Origin of the sequence: Streptococcus mutans (genome assembly GCF_006739205.1) — a bacterium.
GTDB lineage: Bacteria > Bacillota > Bacilli > Lactobacillales > Streptococcaceae > Streptococcus > Streptococcus mutans.
Window position 1 is genome coordinate 1,909,275 of sequence record NZ_AP019720.1, and the last position, 22,054, is coordinate 1,931,328.

General features: G+C 35.5%; 15 protein-coding genes. 3 read left to right on the forward strand and 12 right to left on the reverse strand.

Translation table 11 applies throughout. The annotated features are described in order from the left end of the window. Positions 1-12: 12 nt before the first annotated feature. From FNL60_RS09785 to FNL60_RS09810, 6 genes are all read right to left on the reverse strand, one after another. A complete protein-coding gene (locus FNL60_RS09785) occupies positions 13-2,334 on the reverse strand; it encodes an FtsX-like permease family protein (protein ID WP_002267848.1) in 2,322 nt (773 codons plus the stop codon). A 7-nt stretch (positions 2,335-2,341) separates the two neighbouring features. Beyond that, positions 2,342-3,646 carry an MFS transporter gene (locus tag FNL60_RS09790; RefSeq protein WP_032505339.1) on the reverse strand — a complete coding sequence of 435 codons (1,305 nt, stop codon included), beginning with the start codon at positions 3,644-3,646 and terminating at the stop codon, positions 2,342-2,344. Further along, the gene (locus FNL60_RS09795) at positions 3,636-4,400 is read right to left on the reverse strand and encodes a thioesterase II family protein (RefSeq protein WP_002280408.1); all 765 of its coding nucleotides are present in this window, start codon (positions 4,398-4,400) and stop codon (positions 3,636-3,638) included. Before FNL60_RS09795 ends, FNL60_RS09790 begins: the two co-directional genes overlap by 11 nt. A gap of 11 nt (positions 4,401-4,411) precedes the next feature. Beyond that, on the reverse strand, positions 4,412-4,762 hold the full coding sequence (locus FNL60_RS09800) for a hypothetical protein (RefSeq protein WP_002265881.1): 351 nt from the start codon (positions 4,760-4,762) through the stop codon (positions 4,412-4,414). Positions 4,763-4,987: 225 nt separating this feature from the next. Then, entirely contained in the window at positions 4,988-7,291 is a 2,304-nt protein-coding gene (locus FNL60_RS09805) for an ABC transporter permease (protein WP_002267370.1), read from the reverse strand. A gap of 1 nt (position 7,292) precedes the next feature. Then, positions 7,293-8,051, reverse strand: coding sequence for an ABC transporter ATP-binding protein (locus FNL60_RS09810; protein ID WP_002267851.1), 759 nt, complete (start codon positions 8,049-8,051; stop codon positions 7,293-7,295). Between the two features lie 688 nt (positions 8,052-8,739). On the opposite strand from FNL60_RS09810, the gene FNL60_RS09815 reads away from it, so the two are divergent. Continuing rightward, positions 8,740-9,534 carry a MerR family transcriptional regulator gene (locus FNL60_RS09815; RefSeq protein ID WP_002277479.1) on the forward strand — a complete coding sequence of 265 codons (795 nt, stop codon included), beginning with the start codon at positions 8,740-8,742 and terminating at the stop codon, positions 9,532-9,534. Positions 9,535-9,702: 168 nt separating this feature from the next. Here FNL60_RS09815 and FNL60_RS09820 read toward each other — a convergent pair whose 3' ends face one another. Beyond that, complete coding sequence (locus tag FNL60_RS09820) at positions 9,703-10,728, reverse strand: YeiH family protein (protein ID WP_002262368.1); 1,026 nt, start codon at positions 10,726-10,728, stop codon at positions 9,703-9,705. Positions 10,729-10,832: 104 nt separating this feature from the next. Here FNL60_RS09820 and FNL60_RS09825 point away from each other — a divergent pair, with 104 nt between their 5' ends. Beyond that, positions 10,833-11,708 carry a LysR family transcriptional regulator gene (locus tag FNL60_RS09825; RefSeq protein ID WP_002266126.1) on the forward strand — a complete coding sequence of 292 codons (876 nt, stop codon included), beginning with the start codon at positions 10,833-10,835 and terminating at the stop codon, positions 11,706-11,708. A gap of 68 nt (positions 11,709-11,776) precedes the next feature. After that, positions 11,777-12,430 (forward strand): DUF4947 domain-containing protein, encoded by a 654-nt coding sequence (locus FNL60_RS09830; RefSeq protein ID WP_002277477.1) that lies wholly within the window; start codon positions 11,777-11,779, stop codon positions 12,428-12,430. 210 nt (positions 12,431-12,640) lie between these two features. Here FNL60_RS09830 and hemH read toward each other — a convergent pair whose 3' ends face one another. From hemH to pgfS, 5 genes are all read right to left on the reverse strand, one after another. After that, positions 12,641-13,600 (reverse strand): ferrochelatase, encoded by a 960-nt coding sequence (gene hemH / locus FNL60_RS09835; RefSeq protein WP_002279938.1) that lies wholly within the window; start codon positions 13,598-13,600, stop codon positions 12,641-12,643. Positions 13,601-13,675: 75 nt separating this feature from the next. Continuing rightward, on the reverse strand, positions 13,676-16,474 hold the full coding sequence (pgfM2, locus tag FNL60_RS09840) for a glycosyltransferase PgfM2 (RefSeq protein ID WP_002279937.1): 2,799 nt from the start codon (positions 16,472-16,474) through the stop codon (positions 13,676-13,678). Between the two features lie 132 nt (positions 16,475-16,606). After that, entirely contained in the window at positions 16,607-17,623 is a 1,017-nt protein-coding gene (pgfE, locus tag FNL60_RS09845; RefSeq protein ID WP_002279936.1) for a UDP-4-glucose epimerase PgfE, read from the reverse strand. Positions 17,624-17,657: 34 nt separating this feature from the next. Further along, positions 17,658-20,582, reverse strand: a complete 2,925-nt coding sequence (gene pgfM1 / locus FNL60_RS09850; protein ID WP_002279935.1) for a glycosyltransferase PgfM1 — start codon at positions 20,580-20,582, stop codon at positions 17,658-17,660. Next, positions 20,579-21,538, reverse strand: a complete 960-nt coding sequence (pgfS, locus tag FNL60_RS09855) for a glycosyltransferase PgfS (protein ID WP_002266120.1) — start codon at positions 21,536-21,538, stop codon at positions 20,579-20,581. The genes pgfM1 and pgfS overlap by 4 nt, the downstream gene beginning before the upstream one ends. Positions 21,539-22,054 lie beyond the last annotated feature (516 nt).

Here is a 22,054-nt window from a genome sequence, read left to right on the forward strand (position 1 = left end):
TCTTCCTTTACACTATTTTTGAGTAAGTTTTATGCCATTTAGCAGATTGCTAGATAGATATATAGTAACTATCGCTACAACTAAAATACTTATTGGGAACAAACCATAAACGATAAACGGATTGCTGATAAAGACTATCTGAGGAGCTCCCAAAGATGATGCAAATACACTTACTAAAGGCTGCCCTGCTATAAGTACCAAGACAGAACCAATGATTAATCCAATAATCAGCGGAATGATTATACGTGTTCTGTACTGAGATCTGATATCATTGTTTTTATAACCAAGAGCTTTCATAACAGCAATATCTGCTTTGTATCTGACAATCAAAGTTCTCATAAATATAGTAATTGTCAATATAGTAACCAAAATTGCAATGATGATAGTTATCATGGTAATTAGACTAAACTGTGCAATGATATCCCCCATGCTTTGATTAACATATTCAGAAATATCTGTTACTTTTCCAGCCTGAAAATCAGATTTTAATTTGTCTTCTACTGACTGTTTTTTCTTTTCTGATGAAACGTTAACGTTAACAACACTTCTGCTGACATTGGCATTTGAAATGCTGCCAATAGACTTAGCACTTTTCCCGCCGTTTGTAATATCTTGATAGATACCACTTACTTTATAAGTGTATGTGTGATCTGATATTGTGAAAGTAATCTTATCACCAACTTTAACGCCTAAATCGTTGGCTAGCAAGTAGGAGACCGCTACTTGATTTGTCTCTTTCGGAAGGCTTCCCGTTATACAAGATAAAGAGAAAATTGAATAATCACCCGTTTCAAAATTTACTGTTACTGGTTTGCCATCAGAGTTGTCAGTTTTAGCCAAGTAAGTATTGAAAATTTGATAATCAGTAATATTATCATCATTAGCAAGAGCTGACTTTACAGCGTTCTCAGCAACCCCACCTTGCTGAAAATCAACTCTGAGATCAGATGAAGCTACTCCCATATAAGACGTAAACTGATTTGATTTAAAAGTGCTCGTAATCTGAACAGGTAGTAAAACTAGAAAAGCTAGAGACGTAAAGATAAGAAGAAGAACAATATAAGGCTTCTTATAACTTAGCAGGTATTTAATGCCTAGTTTAAAATTAGCCCAAGCACCGCCTCTTCCAAATAATGAAGGACGCTTGATGACTTTATCGCTGGAAATTTCATTATTATCTTGCAGCGCTTTGATAGTATTAACTTTCTCAATTCTTTTGATACTCTTTTGGCATAATAGAACAATAGCGCAGCCTATACAGGCAATCGCTAATATTTGGAGACCATAATCAACAATTCCTTTATCGGCAACACCCATATATAGTTCAAGGTTCTGTTCTACTACCGGAGTTAATTTGAAAGATACCAGATATCCGATGGTACAGCCAATCACAGTAATTAATGAGTACTTGATGAAGTAAATACTCTCTATATACTTATTAGGAATTCCCAATCCTTGCATGATAGCGATATCCATATAGTCCTGATTGATACTCGATAGCATCGCAAATCTCACACAAAGCACTGAGATAATAACCAGGAATACTACAACTACTATCAGCAGGGAGGCTGTCAGTATATCTGTCAGAGCATTTAAAAGTTTCATCTCGGAATACGTAATAGTGGCCCCACTGGAAGGCAATTTTGCGTCCCGATAAGCTGTTTCAACAGCATCAATATCATTCGTATCTTTTATACGAAACTCTATTAAATATTCTAACGTTCCAGTCTTACGGGCCACTTGGTTCCAGTCCTTCCGATTGACCAATATACGCTTTGATGAGACAAACGAGGAATTCATCTCAGAATCCTTAACAAAATCTGCGATTTTAAAGGTAATATAGTCACTTCCGACTTTTATCTTAATGGGATCTCCAATTCTAAGATTGTATTTAATCTTATAATATACTGGAACAAGCGCTTGACCTTCTTTAACAGAAGCGATGTTGTTTTTTGAATTTAGCAGAAAATCGAATTGACTGTTCTGTGCCACCAAGGCGCAATCTATGACACTTTTGCTTTCACTACTTCCATCACTATTAATGTACAAATCTTCGCCAGCAATATTTAACATATTAACAATCTCATATTTTTCAACAGAGTTATTATTTTTGGCAAATTCCTTGACAGCATTCGCATCTAAATTTCCAGAATGCATTTGCAAGAGATGTGAAGTCTTTGCTGTCGCACTAAATGTATTAAGTGAGTTATTTAGTGAATATAAAAGATTTGTTGCTGATGCAAATAGTCCAGAAGCCATTGCAATGAAAACAATCAGTGTGATGCAGATAATTTTACCTTTTCGTAGTTCCTTCCAGATAATTCTTCTTTTCATATATCTTTTAGTCCTCCACATTATAGTCAAGGCAGTTTGTTTCCATCTGTTTTAAACTCTTACCGCTTTTAAGAAGCGGGCTTAGAATAACCATGGAAATACCGCAAATCACAAGCATCAGCGCAATTCCTCTTTCAGATCCTGTTCCTAGGATTTTCCCGACTGAATCCGCTAAAGCTCCATTTTTATATAATAAAGGATTAAAAACGTAGTCTGCCAACACTCCAGAAATAGCATATGCAATAATATAGCCAAGCTGAGAAATAAAGGAAATTAATCCCCAAGCTCTCCCTTGAGTATCTTTACTGATATTACATCTCATTAATACATCTAGACATACATTTGAGACAGGAATTGTTAAAAAGAACAGAAAAGCAATAACAGCTATCCATATGATGTTCGTCGTGCAGCCAATAACAGCTATCGTGATGCCCATGAATAAAAATGATAATGAAAGGGCCTTAAGGTAATTCTTTTTGATTCCCTTCACACCTAGCACCAAGCTTGAAATGAGCATTCCAATGGCACTGAGAGATAGTATGACACCTAGTGTAGAAGAATCAGTTAGTTCCAATAACATGGGTTTTATCATCGTCTCTATAATACCTACATAAAATGTAATTACAATAGACAAGATTAGCAGTAATTTTATTCCTTTAGTCTGAGTCAATTCTTTATAACCTTCAACAATGTCTTTTATAACTTGCACTTTTGAATCTTTAATTTTTTGGCATTCATTCATCACCTTGCCTGAATAGGCTACGGTAAATAAGGTTGTAAAGAAAGTACACATATCTATTATTAATATTAGATAAATACCAAAAATTTGATAAATCAAACCGGCAAATATCGGTGATAGGAGAAATTTAGCCGATGATGCTAGCTGAACAAGTCCGCCAGCTTTGGAGTATTCTTCTGGTGTCAGTAAATCTGTCACGACTGCTTTATAGGCTGGATCAAGTATAGCCGCAAAACATGAACTCAGAAATACCCAGATACAGACTGCAGGAATATTATTTATTCCCATGCTAATCATTATAAACATGCCTCCTAAGCACATAGCAGAAAAGAAATCTCCTATTAACATTAATTTAGCCCTGCTAAACTTATCAGCAATTGTTCCCGAAATAGGAGTAAAGAAAACTAAGGGAAAGAATGCACATAAAGTGACTAAGGAACAGGATAAAGCACTGCCTGTTTTTTCAAAGACGTAAACATTCAAGCCAAAAGAAGTAAGTCCGCTTCCGATACTGGAAATTAATTGTCCTACCCATATTACTAAAAAATACTTAAATCTACTTTTACTGATCATTTTCTTCCTCCGAATTTAAATCTAAAAAACTCACTATTTTGTCGGCTACTACCTCTTTATACTTTTTCAAATACATATGCCCTGCATCAGCAGGCATCATGTAAAAACTTATTTTCGAATCAAGATAATCCTTCCACTTCAAAATAGTTTGACATGAAGTTAGACTGTCTTTATGGCACATGATGAAAAAGGTAGGAATATCAATTTTCTGTACTTCAATTTCTGATATTTCTTCAAGAATCTTATAGTCAGCCCTCAGTATTGACGCAAAGTAATCCACTAATTCCTGATTGTCTGTCAATTCTTTTGGCATGGTTCCGATTCTCTTGATTTCTTTGAAGATAATCTCATTTTCCTTATCCGACAATCGTTTGTTTTTCATATGATCCGGCGCTGCCGCTGCTGAAAATATCAATTTCTTCGGAGTCAACTCAGGATTTTTCTCTGCTATTTTCTTAGCCAAAAAATATGCAATTGTTCCACCCATACTATGACCAAAAAGTATACTATCTTTTTTCAAAATAGTGATGAGGTTTTTATAGTATAAATCAATCAGCTGGACAGAATTATCGCAAAGTGCATAATCAGATCCTACATGTCCCGGCGGAAAAGCAACTCTAATATCAACAGGGATTTTCGCACAGATTTCATTAGCTAGGGACATGACAGAGGTCCCACTTCCTCCTAAATAAGGAAACATAATAATTTGAATTGGACATTTGCTTTCACCGATTGCATAAAACATCTCACTCATGGAAGTCTCCTTTAATTTTCAAGAAAATCTGGGAAAAGACACAGGGCATAGGTATTTAAATCTTTATTTTTAACAAGTCGATAGTAGAGGTACATTCCGATAACAATGATAAGAAAAAATCCTATTTCTAAAATCTGCACTCCCATTATAAAATTATAAAATTGAAGTTTACTGCCTGATGCAACCAACCAAAAGCAGAAAACAAAGAATAGTACATTGCCACGTGTCTGATTCATAACAAATGCGATAAAAACAGAAAACAGCATTAATTGAAGTACATAAAATGGATAGGCTGTTACCGTTTCAAAGGAAGAAAGGGCATAACCCGGAAGAACAAATAAACCAAATATAAAACCAGTCATTAATTCTCCTTTAATACTAGAATAGTATTGTTTTTGCATATAGGGCTTTCAGATTATCCTTTCTTTTGGAACTGTTTTCAAAACCCAAACAAATTACTTAACATACTTTGCCGTAAAAATACAGTCTGTAGTTCTTTGCTCATTTAGCTTTGATTTTTTGAGTTTAAAATCTCTTTTGTTTAAACTTTTAGAAGATTCTTTAACAGGAACTCATCTGTAGTGTACTTATTCTTTCAAAAGAGAATAAGGATTGATTTTTCTTATTGGTCTTGCAAGAATAACGCTGATAATAAAATTAATGATAATAAGCATAAAAGCAAAAGCTAATAAGACAGCCAATGATACTTCAAAATGATTCTTATTAGCTCCTAGCATGCTCCAAACTGCATTATTCATTATCGGCACCAGATTAAGATCAATTATTGCAGAAAAGATTGCCGCTATTGAAATAATAGGAGTAAAACTAAGAGCTAATTGCAAGATGAGCTGTCTATTTGACCAACCTAAGGCTTTATAAATACCAAATTCCTGTTTTCGAGTAGTAATTAGAGCATTGATAATGATGTACATCACTAATAATATGACCAAAGCTGCGATAATGAAAATGATGACAGTGACTGACGAAACAATACCACCATACATTTTGCTGCTATTTGCTAAGAGCTGTTCATAGTTAACCGACGTCATATTTGGAAATTTCTCTTTGTATTTTTTAATCAGATCTTTCGCCGATGTCCCTTTTTTCAGATAAACATTAAGGCTTTTTGGCGTCGTTTGACTAATTTTTTGATATCCAACATCAGTTAGCTCACAAACGATTCCTTGGTTGTTTATACTTTGAATGTAGCCTGTCACAGTATAGTTATAACTCCGGTTATCATTGGTAATTTTTATCTTACTGCCAATTTTATATTGCTTAGACAGAGCACTTCCAACGGCAACTTCATCGCTTTTTACGGGGTTTTTACCTTTATATACTATATTATTGTTAACACGTGAAAAGTCTTCAGATACAAAAGAAGTTATAGCACCATTTGCATAATTTAAGGAAACAGAAGTATAACCCAAAACCTTTTTAACCTTATCATTATTTTGGAGAGTGGTTTTCAGTTGCTTTAGATCATCTTGGTTGTTAACGGTAAAGATTGCAGATGGCATCTCATCTGAAATAGTTTTTAAAAAATTGTCAGGTTTAAAATTGACATTATAAAGCAAGGTTCCCGAAAAGGCCAATAAGGTCATAATGCCAAAAGTCAGTATGAAAAGCAATACATTTTGCCCTAATGATGCAAAAATTTGTTTCAATATAAGTGAAAATTTAGCACTGAATTTAGACGTTGCCAATGGGAAATGATTTTTAGTTGTGCGTTTGTGATCAATTCCTCTGATAGCATTAATAGGCTCTAGCCTGCGAATTTTTCTAGCACAAAAATAAGTGCAAACTCCGGTGACTATAATCATAATACCTGTGCTGAGTAAAATAGCAGACCAATCAAAAACGGGTGTAAAGGAAAAGCCTGATTGGGTTGCCAAGAAATCAGCAATTGATGGCAGAACGGTATAAGAAATGAGAGTTCCAGCTATGCTGGCAAAGGCTGCTGTCAATATATAAGGGATAATTTCTGACATGATAATATTTGAACTGGTATATCCCGTGGCTTTTAAGACCCCCATATTAATCAGTTCATTTTCGATATGATTTCGAATTCGGAAACTGCTTAGAAATAAGCTAATTAAAAAGATAATAGATGCAATAACAATAAAAATAGCAATTAAAAGATTGGAAATCATAGACCGCGCTTGTTTGGTGGTTTTGCGATTATTGATAGTCAGCAGTGCTATTTTCTTGTCAGCAAGTAGTGAACTGATACGTTTTTTTACAGTATCTAGATTAGCATTATTTTTTAATTTTACGGAATATTCAGCAACAAGATCGGATCTGTGTTTTGAAACTAGTGTTTTATAAGTCTTCTTTGATAAGTAAGCGCCAATTAGATTTGTACCATAGTTCCCATACTCCATTTCGCTGACAGTGCCACCAACAGAAAAGGAATAGTTTCGCTTACCTATAGAATAAGTCATCGTATTACCGGTAGAGAATCCTCCCAGCTTTGATACATATTCTGGGATATAAATAGTCTCTTTAGAATTTTTAACAGTATTGGATACATTCAGCAGATTGATATCTCTTTTGTCAGTAATCCTGTAAAAAACAGTGTTCATTTCAAAGTTCGTTCCGGCAAAGTCATGAATTGTTGCTTTTGAATATAGGCCTTCATGCCTTTCTGTGAGAATAATATCCTTTAAATTGTCTATTTCGTTTAACAGATTGTCATGATCCTGCGCAAGTGGAATAAGAATGTTGATATCTGCAGTTTTGAGCTTTTTGAATTGCTTATCATAAGCATCCGAATTTTGAGAATTAAGAACAAGGGCAATATTGATGATAAATGCTGCAATAAATAGCATAATCCCGAAAGAAACATATTGTTTTTTATGTTTCCTAAGATTTTGAATAGCAAGTCTCATTTTACCACCCCATTTCTAAGAGAAATGTTTCAAATGTTGCTTTACGCTTAAGCGGGGCAGTATGATCATCAAGATTGCATTCACCAGATATTTGACCATCTTTTACATAAACAATGCGGTTCCCTCGAAGAGCAGACTCTTTATCATGTGTAACCATGACAATACTCTGCCCTCTATTGTGCAGTGAAGAAAAAACATCAAGTACAGCTTTTGAATTGGCGGAATTTAAAGCCCCTGTTGGTTCATCTGCAAATAGTACATTAGGAGTATTAATGACTGCTCGAACAATGCCGGCTCGCTGTGCTTCACCACCCGAAATTAAAGATGGCAGCTTTTCTTGTGTCTGTTTAGGGAGATTAACCAGTGAAAAAAGTTCTTCGGCCCTCTTAACAACCTCTTTGCGGTGTTTACTTGTCAGTATTCCAGCCGTAATGACATTATCCATCAGACTTAATTGATTCATTAAATAGATTTGCTGAAAGACAAACCCACATTGTTTCCTTCGAAATTTAGCAAGTTGATCGCTTGTTAATTGTGTTATATCCTCACCATCAAACATAATTTGTCCGGAATCTGGTTTATCCATACCTGAAAGAGAGTACATTAGAGTAGATTTACCTGCTCCTGAGGATCCCATAATAACTGTAAAATCACCTTTATAGATATTAATATCTAAGTCGGAATAGATTGTTTGCATACTATCGCCTTTCCCAAAACATTTTTTTAAATGGCGAGCTGAGATAATAGTTTGTTTATCCATAATAAGAACCTACCTTTAATTTATAATAGCTTTTTGAGTATAACATTATATTAAGATGTAAACTGTCAAAATTTATTGACTTTACTAATATTTTTCGCTACTTTCCGTTACATTTTGTGCTTTTAAGTGATGTAATAGAATGCAAGGTAAGTGATGAAATTAAAATATTATGAAAGATGACAAAGAGCAAAATGTCGTTGTATTAGGCGTTTTAAAGCATTTGCTACGTAACATAGCGGCAATTTAAAATGACAATAACGTTTTGCTTTTTTATAATAATCGTCCTATCTGCTAAAATTCTCTTCAAGTTTAGGAGGTTAATGTTAATATTGCAAAAGCAATATAAAAATGAAGGTCATGACATAACCATAACGATATAGTTTAGTTATGATGAGCTTTTTTCAATACAACGATTAGAATATAGATAAATCTATTTTTCAAGGTAAAAAATTTTTTAGCGCTGCAGATTTCAGGTTTATTACTTTTTATCATCGAGCAAAGTGAGCCCTAAACGAGACTTCCCGTCATGAAAAAAGTGGTAGAAACGTTAATGTTCCTGCCACTCGGAAGATTTGAGACCTTATACTTAACATGGAATTCCCTAGACATTTGAAATCATTGCATTTTTTAGCAAACCTTGTTATAGTTTAACTATAAACTATACCTTAAAGGGAAGGTCAAGCTATTTGTGAAAAAAACGCAACAGTTATTAACAATTGGACAACTGGCTAAGTTTTCAGGTCTTCATGTCAAAGCATTACGTTATTATGAAAAAATCGGAATTTTAAATCCGACTGCTATAGATAAACAAAATGGTTATCGCTATTATTCTTATGCTCACATTCCTTATGTGAACATGATTAAAATTTGTGCTAATTATGGTCTGCCTTTAAAACAATTTACTCATTACATTTTAGATGATGGCAGCATTGATATGAATGCTATTTTAAAGGAAGCTCAGCTTAAAATTGAGGAAAAAGAAAGACAGCTGCAGTCTGATGAGCGCTATCTTCGCTTCTTTTCTGAGCAAATCAACTTCTCCCAAAAGCTTGATAAAACAACAAATCTGCATATTGAACAAGGAAATAAAGACTATTTTCTGCTGCCTTTTACAGGGGAAATGCTGTCAGCAAAATATTATGAAGCTGTTAGGTGTGCTCTGGCCGAGATTGAAAAATGTCAAATGACTTTTGATGACCGCGTTGGCTGTTATTTTAAGTATGATGATCAACAAGTAAACAGCTTTATTGCTATTAAAATCAAAGAATGTCAAGAAGATAAGACAAATTTTTTAAGTCTATGCCTCAATCATCGTCATATTCATGCTCAACACCTAACCAAAGACCGCATTCAACCAAAAATAAAAGAACTGCATCAAAAGGAGTCTATCAATGAATTTTTAATCTTAGAAACCTTTGAAAGTCCTTATCAATTATCACAACCACATTTAGAAATGCAATACGTTGTTGATAATAAAAGGTAAACATATAAATCTCAATAATAGAACTTGAAAAATCCTTCGTTTCTGGTTTACGAAGGGTTTTCTTATCTTTTAATTTATAGTTTTCTCAAGCGTTTTTATTTATTCACATGAAAATGTAAGGAAATGTCCAAATACCGATCAAGACTTAAGTTTTAGCTCACTTATCCATCACCAAATGCCTAAGAGATGTTGCATCCCAAGACTAACCAAGGTGATAACTATCCAGCAGGAAGCGCCAAGCACAATAGCCTGACCGCCGGTTTTAACCAGCTTAACAATATTAGTATTTAAGCCAATAGCTCCCATGGCCATGACAATACAAAACTTAGACAGAGTTTTCAAAGGAGTGAAGAAAATAGGATTGACTCCTAAAGCTGTTAAAATAGTTGTGATAATAGAAGCCAAAATAAAGTAAAGAATAAACATAGGAAAGACCTTCTTTAATTTGACTGTATGTTGTTGATTTTTCCCTACTTTTTTAGTCTTATAAACTTGATAAAAAGACAAACCTAAGGTAATAGGAATAATAGCCAATGTTCGTGTCAATTTAACAATGGTTGCTCCATCCAATGTGTTCGAATGATGCAGTCCATCCCAAGCTGCTGCTGTTGCAGTAACGGATGAAGTATCATTGACTGCTGTTCCTGCAAAAAGGGCAAAGCCATGGTTGGACAAGCCAATCATATCTCCTAAGGTTGGAAAAATTAAAGCAGCTAAAATATTAAAAAGAAAAATCACTGAAATGGACTGGGCAATTTCATCACCATCTGCTTGAATAACAGGTGCTGTTGCTGCAATAGCGGAGCCGCCACAAATGGAAGAACCGACTCCAACCAAAGTTGCTGTATTGACATCCAGTTTGAACCATTTTTGTAATAGGAAAGCCAAAAGCAAGGAAGAACTAATCGTTGCTACGATAATGGGTAAGGATGTTTTGCCGACTGTTAAAACCTGTGACAAATTCAAGCCAAAACCGAGCAAAACAACGGCAAATTGCAAAATATATTTAGACGTAAAAGCAATGCCAGCTTCTGTATGCTCACGATTTTTATAAAAAATAGCGAGCAACATTCCTAAAAAGATGGCAAAAACCGGTGCCCCAACAAGAGGAAAACTTTGTCCTAAAAACCAAGCTGGCAGAGCAATTAAGAAACAGAGAACAAGTCCTGATAATTTTTGAAATTTAAGCGACATTTCAATCTCCTTATCACTAAATGATGTTCTTATTATACTGATTTTACACCATAATGTAAAATTATGATTTATTATGATACAATAATAAAAAGGAATGCTATCTTATGCTAGACTATCGTGTTAAGACTTTTATTAAAGTTTGTGAAACCTTGAATTTTACCAAAGCAGCTCAGGACTTACACATTACACAACCAGCAGTTACCAAACACATTAAGGCTTTGGAAGCTGAGTACGCTTGTTCTTTATTTCTTTTTAAAGGCAAGCAATGTCAAATGACTGCCGAAGGGCAGAAACTTTTTTTGATGCTGACATCCATGACTAATGATATTAAGCATTTTAAACAAAGAGTTCATGAAACAATAACTCAGCTGCACTTTGGTGCTACAATGACTATTGGAGAATACGTTCTGACAGAGTCCTTAGCTCAACTGATGATAAGTCATCCACGTTTAGAATTGAAAATGAGCATCGCTAACACTCAAAAATTACTGGGAGAAATTGACCGAGGAGAGATTGACTTTGCTGTTATTGAAGGCTTCTTTTCTCAAGAACAATACGACAGTTCCATTTATAAACATGAACCTTTTATTGCAGTGGCTTCTCCTGCTTGTCCCCTGAAAAATCAAAAGCTAGGCTTAACTGACTTACTAGCAGAACCCTTAATCATTCGTGAAGAAGGGTCTGGCACGCGCGAAGTTTTAGATACTATTTTGAAAGAAAAAAACTTGGCTAAGTCAGATTTTCAAAAGGTCAGTGAAATCAGTAATTTAAACACGATTAAACAACTCGTTAGTCGTAATTTAGGAATCTCCTTTTTCTATCGCAGTGTTGTTCAAAAGGAGCTGGAAGAAGGCAGTTTAATAGAATTAAAGTTGGAGGAGTTTCCCGTTTATCATGATTTCACCTTTGTTTGGAATAAAAATAGTTTTTTTGAGGAAGAATATAAGGAAGTTTTGGATTTGATTAGGACTTATGCCTAACAGATATAGCAATTCATCTATATATTACAACTATGTCGTGATATAATGATAATTACTAGGAGGGTAATATGAAGAAAAGAAAGATCCTTATTTTACTGACTTTATCAATGTCTCTGATTTTAGTAGCTTGCCAATCGCATTCCAAGATTGATACGGATAAAATCCAAGAAAAAATCGCTAAGGAACATTCTAAATTTAAGAAAGAGCAAAGCGAAAGCTCCTCAAGCAACGCAAAAACAGAAAAGTCCACTGAAGCCCAAAACTCGGGTTCATCTAAAAAAGCTAAAGGACTTCCAAAAGACGCTAACCATGCTAAGACAGACAAAATTTATGCTACAGGAGATGCCAAAGTTTACTACTCCAATGAAAACGATGGTTTTGAAGCTCAGATTTCAGACTTCAAAGGTTATAACCAAGATAAGGTTAAAAAAATTTTAGGCAAGCCAGATAGTATTTCAACAGACCAAAATGCTATTCAAAATGGTTTTAAGGAAAAAGAATTAGAAAATATAAATGAGCTTATCAATAGTGGAAGCCTGACAGAAGAACAGGGCAAAGCTTTCTATGCTGTTGCTGTTGATCTAGCTCAAACTACTAAAATAAACAACAGCTCTCATTACGTCTTATTTAGTTATCAAGGTGGCAAAGTACAGCTTATCTTTAATGGTGATAGCGACCTTTACTACATGACCCCAAATTCAAAATACCTTTATTTCAAATAAAAAATGCAGAGCCAAAATAAGTGCTCTTAAACAGTTGCTTTTTTTGTCCAACTGTTTGAGGGCAGCACTGCTCTTTAAGTAAAATCTGGCCATTTGTCAAGTCAAATGGGTGGGTGATTAAACCATAAGATCATATCACCAGTCAGAACCTAAAAGTCGCATAAATAATAAACAGACCTGAAAAAATCATCTCAGGTCTGTTTAATTTTCTTACAATCTTTCTGAAATCAGTTCTGCCAATAACTGAATATGGGCAGGACTAGCATTTAAAGCTGGGATATAACGGTAAGCTTGTCCTCCAGCAGCCATAAAATGCTTACGATTGGTTATATCAATTTCTTCCAACGTTTCCAAACAATCAGCAGCAAAACCCGGACAAATAACAGCAAGCTTTTTCTTGCCTTGCTTAGGAAGCTGAATAAGGGTTTCATCGGTATAAGGACGCGTCCACTCCTCAGGTCCAAAACGTGATTGATAGGATACCTGCCATTGCTCCTCAGATAAGCCAGCAGCAACCGCAATTAATTGAGCTGTCTGCTGGCAGTGCTCTGTATAATAATCCCCTTCTATCACATATCTTTGCGGAATGCCATGAAAGGAAAAGAGCAGGTGCTCATTTTCCTGTAAGCGTATAGTCTGGGCCAGAGCTTGAATATAGGAAGGTCTTTCATAATAGTGATGAATAAAGTCAAAAGGAGGTATATCTTTTTTCTTTTTCAAAGATTGGGCAAAGGCGTCAAAAATGGCGGCCGTTGTTGTTGAGGAATATTGTGGAAAAAGTGGTAAAACAATCATTTTAGCTACTTTTTCCTTTAGAAATTCATCAACCACATCTGAAATAGAAGGCTTACTGTAAGCCATAGTAGCTCTAACTAAAACCCCATGTTCACTCTGATCAAAATGAGCTTGTAGAGCTTTTTCTTGACCGATGGTATTGGCATAAAGAGGGGAACCTTCATTTGTCCAAACATGTTGGTAAAGAGGTTTTACTTTCCTGAGACGAAAGGGAAGGATAAAGCTATACAAGATAGGCTTCCATAAAAATTTAGGATAGTCAATAACTCGGGAATCCGCTAAAAAGGGTTTGAGAAATTTACGAATGGCTGGCGCAGTTGGATACTCAGGTGTCCCTAAGTTAACCAGTAAAACGCCGATTTTTTGTTGAGACATAAGAGAATTTATCTTTCCTTGAATTTTCTAAAATAAGCATTTTTGATGAATCATCACCTTTACCAAGATTTCTTTTTAAATAGGTTCTCTTTCTTCTTCCTGCTTTTTTCTTAATTGACGACTTTTTCTTAAAATACTAATGACAAATATTAAAGAAAGTAAGGTAATAAGGCTGCCATAGATAAGTCCTTGTGGGATATAATAAAGTTTTATCTGATGTTTACCTGACGGCAGCTTAAAGGCTAACATAGCATTCCAAACTTCCTGCGTTTTGACCGTTTTGCCATCTACTTTTACGTGCCAGCCAGCATTATAAGGAATAGAAGTAAATAAATAATTCTTACCTGAAACTTGTTTTACTTCTCCTGAAAGAGATAGTGAAGTTACTTTTTCAGGATTCCATTTAGCAATATGACCTTGCTTCACGAAATTTGTGAAACTATCGTCATTGAAGCGATAGAGTTGCAAACCTGTTAAGTTAAGAGAACTATTATCTGTTAAACTGATTTCAAAGGTTTGTTCTTGGTCTTTGCTGTTGGAAGCAAGGCTCCAAAGCTGTGGGTTACGGTAACGATCAAAAACCGTGTAAGCTTGCCCATTCAAAGTGAATTTAAGATGATTTAAATCTGTCGAATGAATTTGTGAAGAATACAAATAATATGAATTATTATCCTGTGGTGTCCAAGTCAAACGGATAGTACCCGGACGGTCTGAAGACTGACGTTTATAAATTTGCTGTCCATTAGCATCATCAGCCAAAGCAACATTATCTAAAGACAGATTAGCTGCTTGATAAGGATCAAAAAGATTTTCAAGATTGTCCGAAAGACCATGATAAATCTGATTTTGATTAGCAACAACATCTTCCTTATCTAATTTTTCCCTTAGCATAGCACCATCACCCGAAAAACCCAAGCCAAAAACAGAAGTATTTTCTAACAGTTTAGCATTTCCCAGAGTTTGAATAGGATGATAATAATTAGACAAATCTTTTCTGGCAGAGTAAGTCCAAGTAGCATTATCCACATAATAACGTAAATTAACCAAAGCATCTGTTAAGGGCGTACCGCCAACATACATGGAAATAGCTGTTGAAGAAGGCAGACCAAGTCTTCCTAAAAATTCTAAATTCTTATATTCAACACTAGATGTAAAATGGTTAACACCATAATAATTATAAGTCAGAGAATCATTCCAAGTATTGGCACTGCTTTTTTCAAGACGTGCCAAACCTGATTTAGGCAGCTTCAAGTTTTTGTAAAACGCCTCCTGCTTACTTTCAGCAGCCAAAACAGAGCTTGGGCTATGCCATAAATTTCTGTCAATCGTTATTTTAGCATTGATCCCCATATCAACCATGCTTACTAAAATAACAAAAGCAAGCTGCCAGGACTTAGACAGTTGGAACCAAATCAAGAACAAGAGTAAAATTAAAGTAATGATCATGCCCAATTCCTGCCAAACGGTGACCAAAGTGTAAGTTTTTTCCTTAACAGCAAAATAAACATAAACATTGGCCAAAAGAGCAAGGACGAAAGTCGCAATCATTTGCAGACGACTCCAAGATTTTACCTTTTGCAAAGCTTGATAAGTTAAGATTAAGAAAACAGGACTCAACAGCCAAGCATTACGGTAGTAAAAACCAACCGGCATTTGTCCCATATGCCAAAAACGGATAGCAGCTGCATTCGAAAAAGCTAAAACAAGAAAGATCAATAATAAGAGACCGCTGATTTTCTTACGTAAAGCGATGCCCTTAGTGAAAAAGAAATTAAACAAGCCAAGAAAGCCAAGAACACCAACATAAAAATTAGGCAGAGCAGTAAAATCTCCCCATTCTTCACCACTGGCCGCACCGGGAAAGAACTTAATTAAAAGTCTGATGGGATTATAAAGAAACGTAAAAGCCCAAGGATCAACCTCTCCGCCTGCAGCCTTTGTATCTAAGAGAGAATAAAAAACCGGTAAAAGCCAAATCGCACTCAAACCTATTCCCAAAAGAGAATAGATTAGCAAACGCAGCAACTGCTTTGCTTTAAAAAGAAAAGCTGATTTTTGAGCTAGGATATAATAAAAGCTGTAGAAAATAACAAAGATACAGGCCATATAAGCCGTGTAAAATTGAACCACAAACATAAGAGCCAAAACCAAGGTATACTTGATACTGACTTTGCCATCTAGAATTTTTTCCACACCAATCAGCAAAAGCGGTAAAAGAATAATATTATCTAAGAAATTAGGATTGACCTGATTAACAATAAGAAAACCGCTCAAACCATAGATAGCAGCTATACAGACAGCCAATAAACGGTGACAATGGGCTTCATAACGTTTGTGAAGGAAATAATAGAAGCTAAGACCAGAAAAACCTTGGCGCAGCAAGGTTACCAGAAAAACTGATAAATTAAGATATTTAGCAGGTGCCAAACCAATAGCTAGACTAAAGGGACTGAGACTGTTGAAGCCCCAAACAGATGGCATCACACCACCAACCCCTTTGTACCAAGACCAAAAGAGAGCACCAATATCCATATGTCTAAAAGCATGTCCTAAGGCACGATAAAGGGGGATGTATTGTAAAGTATAATCACCGCTCATCAAAGTTTCCTTACCAAAAGGATAAAGCTTCATGACAGCAAAAACGACTGCCATCACTAACATAGGCAGGCAGAAAGCAGCCAAAAATCCTAAGGTATTCTTAAAAGGATCCTTTTCTGTATTCTTTTGCTCTTCTTTTTCAGAAGCAACAGTCTCCCGATGACGCGCTTGTGAACGATGCGCACGACTGCGACTGAAATGTTCCAAAGGTTCCTGCCTCATATCTTGAGTTCTTTCATTTACTGCCTTGTTGTCTTTTTCTTCTCTTGATACCATCACATCTCCAGTTTACTTTCACTAATCGTTTTCATTGTAACATAATTCAAAAGCTTTGTTAATGTACCTCTAACTGTATATCATAAAATCGGAATAGCTACCGATAAATCAGCATTACCTATCCCGACTTTTTTACTCTCTAAATCCATTAGGGTACTTTTTTTGCCAGCGCCAAGAGTCTTGGCACATCCGTTTTAAATCATATTGGGCATGCCAATTCAGCTCTTTCTCAGCTTTAGAAACATCAGCATAAGAAACAGCAATATCTCCTGCACGCCTGCCAACGATTTGATAAGGAATGGGATGTCCAACAATTTCTCCCATTTCTTGAATAAGCTCTAAAACAGAAGTTCCTTTTCCAGTTCCTAGATTATAAATTGAAAGACCCGAACCAGCAATTAGTTTTTGTAAAGCTGCAACATGGCCTCTAGCAAGATCGACAACATGAATATAATCACGAATACCAGTCCCATCTTTGGTATCATAATCACCACCAAAAACCCGCACCCTATCTAATTTTCCAAGAGCAACTTGGCTTATATAAGGTAAAAGATTAGTTGGCAAACCTTGAGGATCTTCGCCTAACTCACCTGAACTGTGAGCACCAATGGGGTTAAAATAGCGCAAAATGACAATATTCCAAGCACTATCTGAAACAGACACATCCATTAACACATCTTCAATCATCATCTTTGTACGACCATAAGGGGTCATCACCGAACGTGGCGCCTCTTCTGAAACTGGAGCAGGTGCTTTATTTCCATAAACGCTGGCTGAGGATGAAAAGATAAAATTTTTACAGGAAAACTGCTGCATAACTTGTAAGAGTGTAATGGTTCCCGAAAAATTGTTAGCATAATAATCAAGCGGAATAGAAGTAGATTCATTCACAATTTTAAGTCCTGCGAAATGGATGACCGCAGTAATGGCTTCCTTTTCAAAAATGGCTTCAAGACTTTTCTTATCTCTAATATCTGCCTGATAAAAAGTAAAGTCTTTGCCAGTAATCTCTTTAATGGCTGTTAAACTTTTGAAACTAGAATGCAGCAAATTATCCACAACAACAAGCCGATAATCTTGGTTTAATAATTCAACACAAGTATGAGAACCCAGATAACCAGCGCCCCCTGTTACTAGAATTTTCGTCATTACAATAGTTCCTCTTTTCTAGCAAAAACCCTTCTTAAGAAATAGAACTTCTTTTTTCTGATCTAGAATCCTGCCACTTTAACAAAATAGTAAGGGCAACAGAAATCACTGAAACAGCAATTCCCACAACAAAACCTTGAGGCATAAAGGACATTTCAATACGATGTTTGCCACTTGTAATTGGAAAGGATAATAAACTTCCCCAAGCCTCATCAGTCTTGACTTTTTTACCGTCTACTTTCACTGTCCAACCCGGATTATAAGGAATACTGGTCATCATGACATTGCTTTTATCTGTAATTTGAACATGTCCTTTAATTAAGGTATTTGTCCACTTAGTCACTGTCATATCTTGTTTTAAGCGGTCATCGATAACTTTTTTAATAGCTGTCTGATTAGCTCTGACAAGGGCCATGTTAGTCAAGTCAAGCTGATCATCTTGCGAAGTTTGCAGCTGTAAAACCATCTCTTGATTTGGTGTCTTACTGGTTAAATTCCAAAGCTGTACTTGATCATAGCTTTGTGAGTAATGATACCATTGATTATTGAGCATAATGGAAACATTTCCCATTGATTTGCGTAAACTATAAGGAGCTTGGAAATAATAAGTATCATCCGTTTGCGGTGTAAAGGTAATCCTAATCGTACCAGCTTGTTTTTTATCAATTCGTTTGAAAATACGGTGCCCATTTTCATTAACTTCCTGCATATTAATCAACTCAATTTTAGGAATACCGATATATTCAAAATACTTTTGCTTCTTGCCAGACATTGAAGAGAGAATAATATTTTGATTAGAAACAGGATTATTAATCCCAAACTTAATATTATGTGTCAAGGTATTTGTTCCAAAGGCTGGTGAGAGGACATCAGGATTTTCATAAATGATAAAGCGTTTATTCTCATAAATAGGTTTGTAATACTCTTTAAGATCTGAACGTGTCGCATTTCGATTGAAGAACTGCCAGTTAGGGTGTTTTTCAATGTCCGTTGCACTGTAATCTTTACGATCAATATAGTAACGAACGCTGTAAAGAGCATCTGTTAAAGCCGTTCCGTTGGCATAAAAGGTTGCTGCATTACCACCAACATCTCCCATCGAGTTAAACAGATTAATAGTTGATTTTTCCATATTGGAGCTAAAGGTACTTAAACCGGGATAGGAAACCAAGAAAGGATCGTTTTTAGAATAGAGAAAACTAGAGCCTACACGGTAAAATCCTGCCTTATTTTTCTTCTTGATGACATCTGATAATTCTTTCATACTCTTAGTGACATCCGTAAATTTATAAGCATCAGCATAGCCCAGAGTCACTTGAGAAAGGTAGGCATTGTAGCCCAACTCAAGCACCGTAACAAGGGCTAGAAGAGACCAGACAAGCTTGCTTTTAGGACGAAGAGCCAGATAAATCAAAACAAAAAGCCAAGTTAAGAGAGTAAGGCAAACTTGTGTCAATAAGAGACCCTTATTTAACAAATAAAGCGAGACTGGAATAGCTAATAAACTAGCAGCAATCGCACACAAACGAGCTTCTTTGTATTGGTCAAGCCGCTTCCAAGCATAAACAGCGAGACCAGCGAAAAAAACAAAGACTAAAAGAAGTATGAAAGCTTCATGTGAAGTCACAAAATCTGTCACTATCTTAGGTTGTTTTTTCGCGATATAGGTATAATCATGACTGATAACATAATAAGCCGAAGCAAAGCTCAAGATAATCCCTACTATAAGACCTTTCCAGCCCAGATACTTCCTTTCTCTAAGAGCTTGGTAAGCCAAAAGAACCATAAAGAAAGATAAAATCCATGAGAAACGATAAAAGAAACCTGCTGGATTTTGTCCCATATGCCAAATTTTATTAGCAAATTCATTAACAATAGAAACAAAGAAAAGAAGACTAATAAAAGCAGCAACAACCTTGCTATATTTGTGCGCTTTAGCCTGAACAAAATAAAGGAAAAAGCCGACCAAAGCAAGCGCCCCAACATAAATATTAGGTAAATTGGGCCCCGCTGACCAAGAGGATTCATTGTCAAAACCACCTATCATCAATTTTGATAAGATATCAAAAGGATTAATTTGGAGAGCAAAGCTAAAAGTTAAAGGATTATCGTAAGCACCTTTACTGCGTAACAGATTTAAAAAGATAGGATAGAGCAGGAAGAACACTGAAGTAATTGCCAAAATTGAATAGCAAATCACACGTAAAACAGGTTTAAAGAAAGCAGTTATTTTGATCTTCCAATCACCGATTTCTGCCAACTTCGATGCTGCATAATAACAAGTATAAAGGGCAACGAACAAACAAATCATGTAGCCCATATAAAAATGCAAAAGCATGGTCAGAGCCAACACTATAATGTATTTAAACGGTTTCCTACCATCTATCAACTCTTCAAGACTAATAATAACTAAAGGAAGCATGATCATCGCATCATAAAAGATAGGATTCATCTGATAAGAGACAATCATACCTGAAAGAGCATAGGCCGTTGCCATAAGAGGAACTAGCCAAGGATTATAAGAGAGCGCCTTGTAACGTTTTACGAGTAGATAAGCAAAACTCAAGCCCATCGCTCCATAGCGTAACCAGATGGTTAAAAAGACTGCCCATTTAAACTGCGTCAAAGGAAATAAAATATAAAAAAGATTAAAAGGACTAATTAAATTGAAGCCCCAAATCCCAATCATAGCACCGCCAATAGACTTAGAAAAAGAATAAAAGAGTCCTGACCAATCACCCGTTAAAACCGTTGCCTTCAAAAAGCCATAAAGACCGATATACTGCTGTCCAAAGTCAACTGCCATTAAAGTATTTCTTCCAAAAGGAAACGTATCCATAAAATACCAGACAACCAACATAATCATCATTGGAAGCAAGGTACTTGCTAGAAGAACCTTAAATTTCCCAGCTTTCTTAAAAGATGATCTTTGGCTTTCTTGTTTTCTTGAATGTCTCATCCCACTAAATCCTCTTTCGCTTTCTTAATATTTGTTTCATCTACAATATAATGCGGCCGCCGTTTCACTTCATAATAAATTTTCCCAATATATTCACCCAGAACACCTATGGAAATCAACTGTACACCACTAAAAAGAATAATAGCTGCTAAAGTTGTAAAATAACCGCTGACTAAAATTTCTGGCTTCACAAAATAAGCAATAAACATCACTAAAAGATATAAGAGAGCAAAGCCAACGCAGGCTAGCCCAAACTGAATACAGATACGTAAAGGTTTATCATTGAAAGAAATGATTCCTTGAAAAGCATAATTCATGGAACGCCTAAAACCAAATTTACTTTCTCCTGCTTCACGAACTTGATTTTGATAAGGGATAATCTTTTCTTTGAAACCAATCCATGAAAAAATTCCTTTAGAAAAACGATTATACTCAGGTAAGGCTAAAATAGTATCAACCGCCTTACGGCTAAAAAGTTTGAACTCAGAAATGCCATCTGTTAACTGCACATCCATCAAATGATTAGCAAAACGGTAAAACAACCTTGCAAAAAAAGTGCTTTGTTTAGGTTCTCCCTTACGGTCACGCTGACCGCTGACAACATCATAACCTTCCTTAAAAGCTGCAACAAAGCTTGGAATGAGAGCAGGAGGGTGCTGCAAATCGCCATCCATCAACATAACAGCATCACCAGTTGCATACTTTAGTCCTGATAAAATAGCTCCTTCACGACCAAAGTTACGACTAAAACTGATAAACCGTACATGATGATCGTTTTGAGCCATCTGTTTCATTAAACTTAAGGTTTTATCTTTACTACCATCATTGATATAAACCAACTCATACTCATCAATAGTATCTGGCTGCATTAACTGCAGCTGTTTGGAAATTTCACTGTGGGTCTTCTCAATCATTTTTTCTTCATTATAAAAAGCGACGACGATTGACAGTTTCATACAAATCCTTCCCAATAATTATCTGCTTATTAATTATCTTAAAGCCAAAAATGACAGCAATCAATTGTATTTTACCACAATTTAAAAGACTTTTCGAGGCTTTTAAAATTCTGCCTTAAAATACCTATATCTCTCACCTACCTTTTAGACTATTTGAAAACAACAAATATCACTAACGAACTTACAAGCTAACAATCGTGTTCATTCTTATACTCAAAAATAGTCTAGGCAATAGCTTAAGAAAATCTGCCGACACTGAGTTTTCTGTATCACGTTCTAAGAAGACTTGGTTAAAGACCTTACTAGTTCGTCAACGAAATGTGTATCGCTTTCACCTCCTCACGGCACAACTGCCTAAAGACATATTGGATAAGGCAAGCTCAAAAAAATTCCTATACTTTTGGAGCTAGGAATAAAGTCAATAAAGCTAGTATCATCAGTACAACAACCTATCATTTTGATTTCTAAAAAGCATTAATAACGTTTAGCTCTTTGTCAGTCAGCACCTTAAAGGTT

Excerpts from the sequence above, each read along its gene's own strand:
- FNL60_RS09810 (WP_002267851.1), bottom strand. The coding sequence starts at position 8,051 with ATGGATAAACAAACTATTATCTCAGCTCGCCATTTAAAAAAATGTTTT.
- hemH (WP_002279938.1), bottom strand. The coding sequence starts at position 13,600 with ATGTCTCAACAAAAAATCGGCGTTTTACTGGTTAACTTAGGGACACCT.
- FNL60_RS09795 (WP_002280408.1), bottom strand. The coding sequence starts at position 4,400 with ATGAGTGAGATGTTTTATGCAATCGGTGAAAGCAAATGTCCAATTCAA.
- pgfE (WP_002279936.1), bottom strand. The coding sequence starts at position 17,623 with ATGACGAAAATTCTAGTAACAGGGGGCGCTGGTTATCTGGGTTCTCAT.
- FNL60_RS09825 (WP_002266126.1), top strand. The coding sequence starts at position 10,833 with ATGCTAGACTATCGTGTTAAGACTTTTATTAAAGTTTGTGAAACCTTG.
- FNL60_RS09830 (WP_002277477.1), top strand. The coding sequence starts at position 11,777 with ATGAAGAAAAGAAAGATCCTTATTTTACTGACTTTATCAATGTCTCTG.
- FNL60_RS09790 (WP_032505339.1), bottom strand. The coding sequence starts at position 3,646 with ATGATCAGTAAAAGTAGATTTAAGTATTTTTTAGTAATATGGGTAGGA.
- FNL60_RS09800 (WP_002265881.1), bottom strand. The coding sequence starts at position 4,762 with ATGACTGGTTTTATATTTGGTTTATTTGTTCTTCCGGGTTATGCCCTT.
- FNL60_RS09785 (WP_002267848.1), bottom strand. The coding sequence starts at position 2,334 with ATGAAAAGAAGAATTATCTGGAAGGAACTACGAAAAGGTAAAATTATC.
- pgfM1 (WP_002279935.1), bottom strand. The coding sequence starts at position 20,582 with ATGAGACATTCAAGAAAACAAGAAAGCCAAAGATCATCTTTTAAGAAA.
- FNL60_RS09805 (WP_002267370.1), bottom strand. The coding sequence starts at position 7,291 with ATGAGACTTGCTATTCAAAATCTTAGGAAACATAAAAAACAATATGTT.
- FNL60_RS09820 (WP_002262368.1), bottom strand. The coding sequence starts at position 10,728 with ATGTCGCTTAAATTTCAAAAATTATCAGGACTTGTTCTCTGTTTCTTA.
- pgfM2 (WP_002279937.1), bottom strand. The coding sequence starts at position 16,474 with ATGGTATCAAGAGAAGAAAAAGACAACAAGGCAGTAAATGAAAGAACT.
- pgfS (WP_002266120.1), bottom strand. The coding sequence starts at position 21,538 with ATGAAACTGTCAATCGTCGTCGCTTTTTATAATGAAGAAAAAATGATT.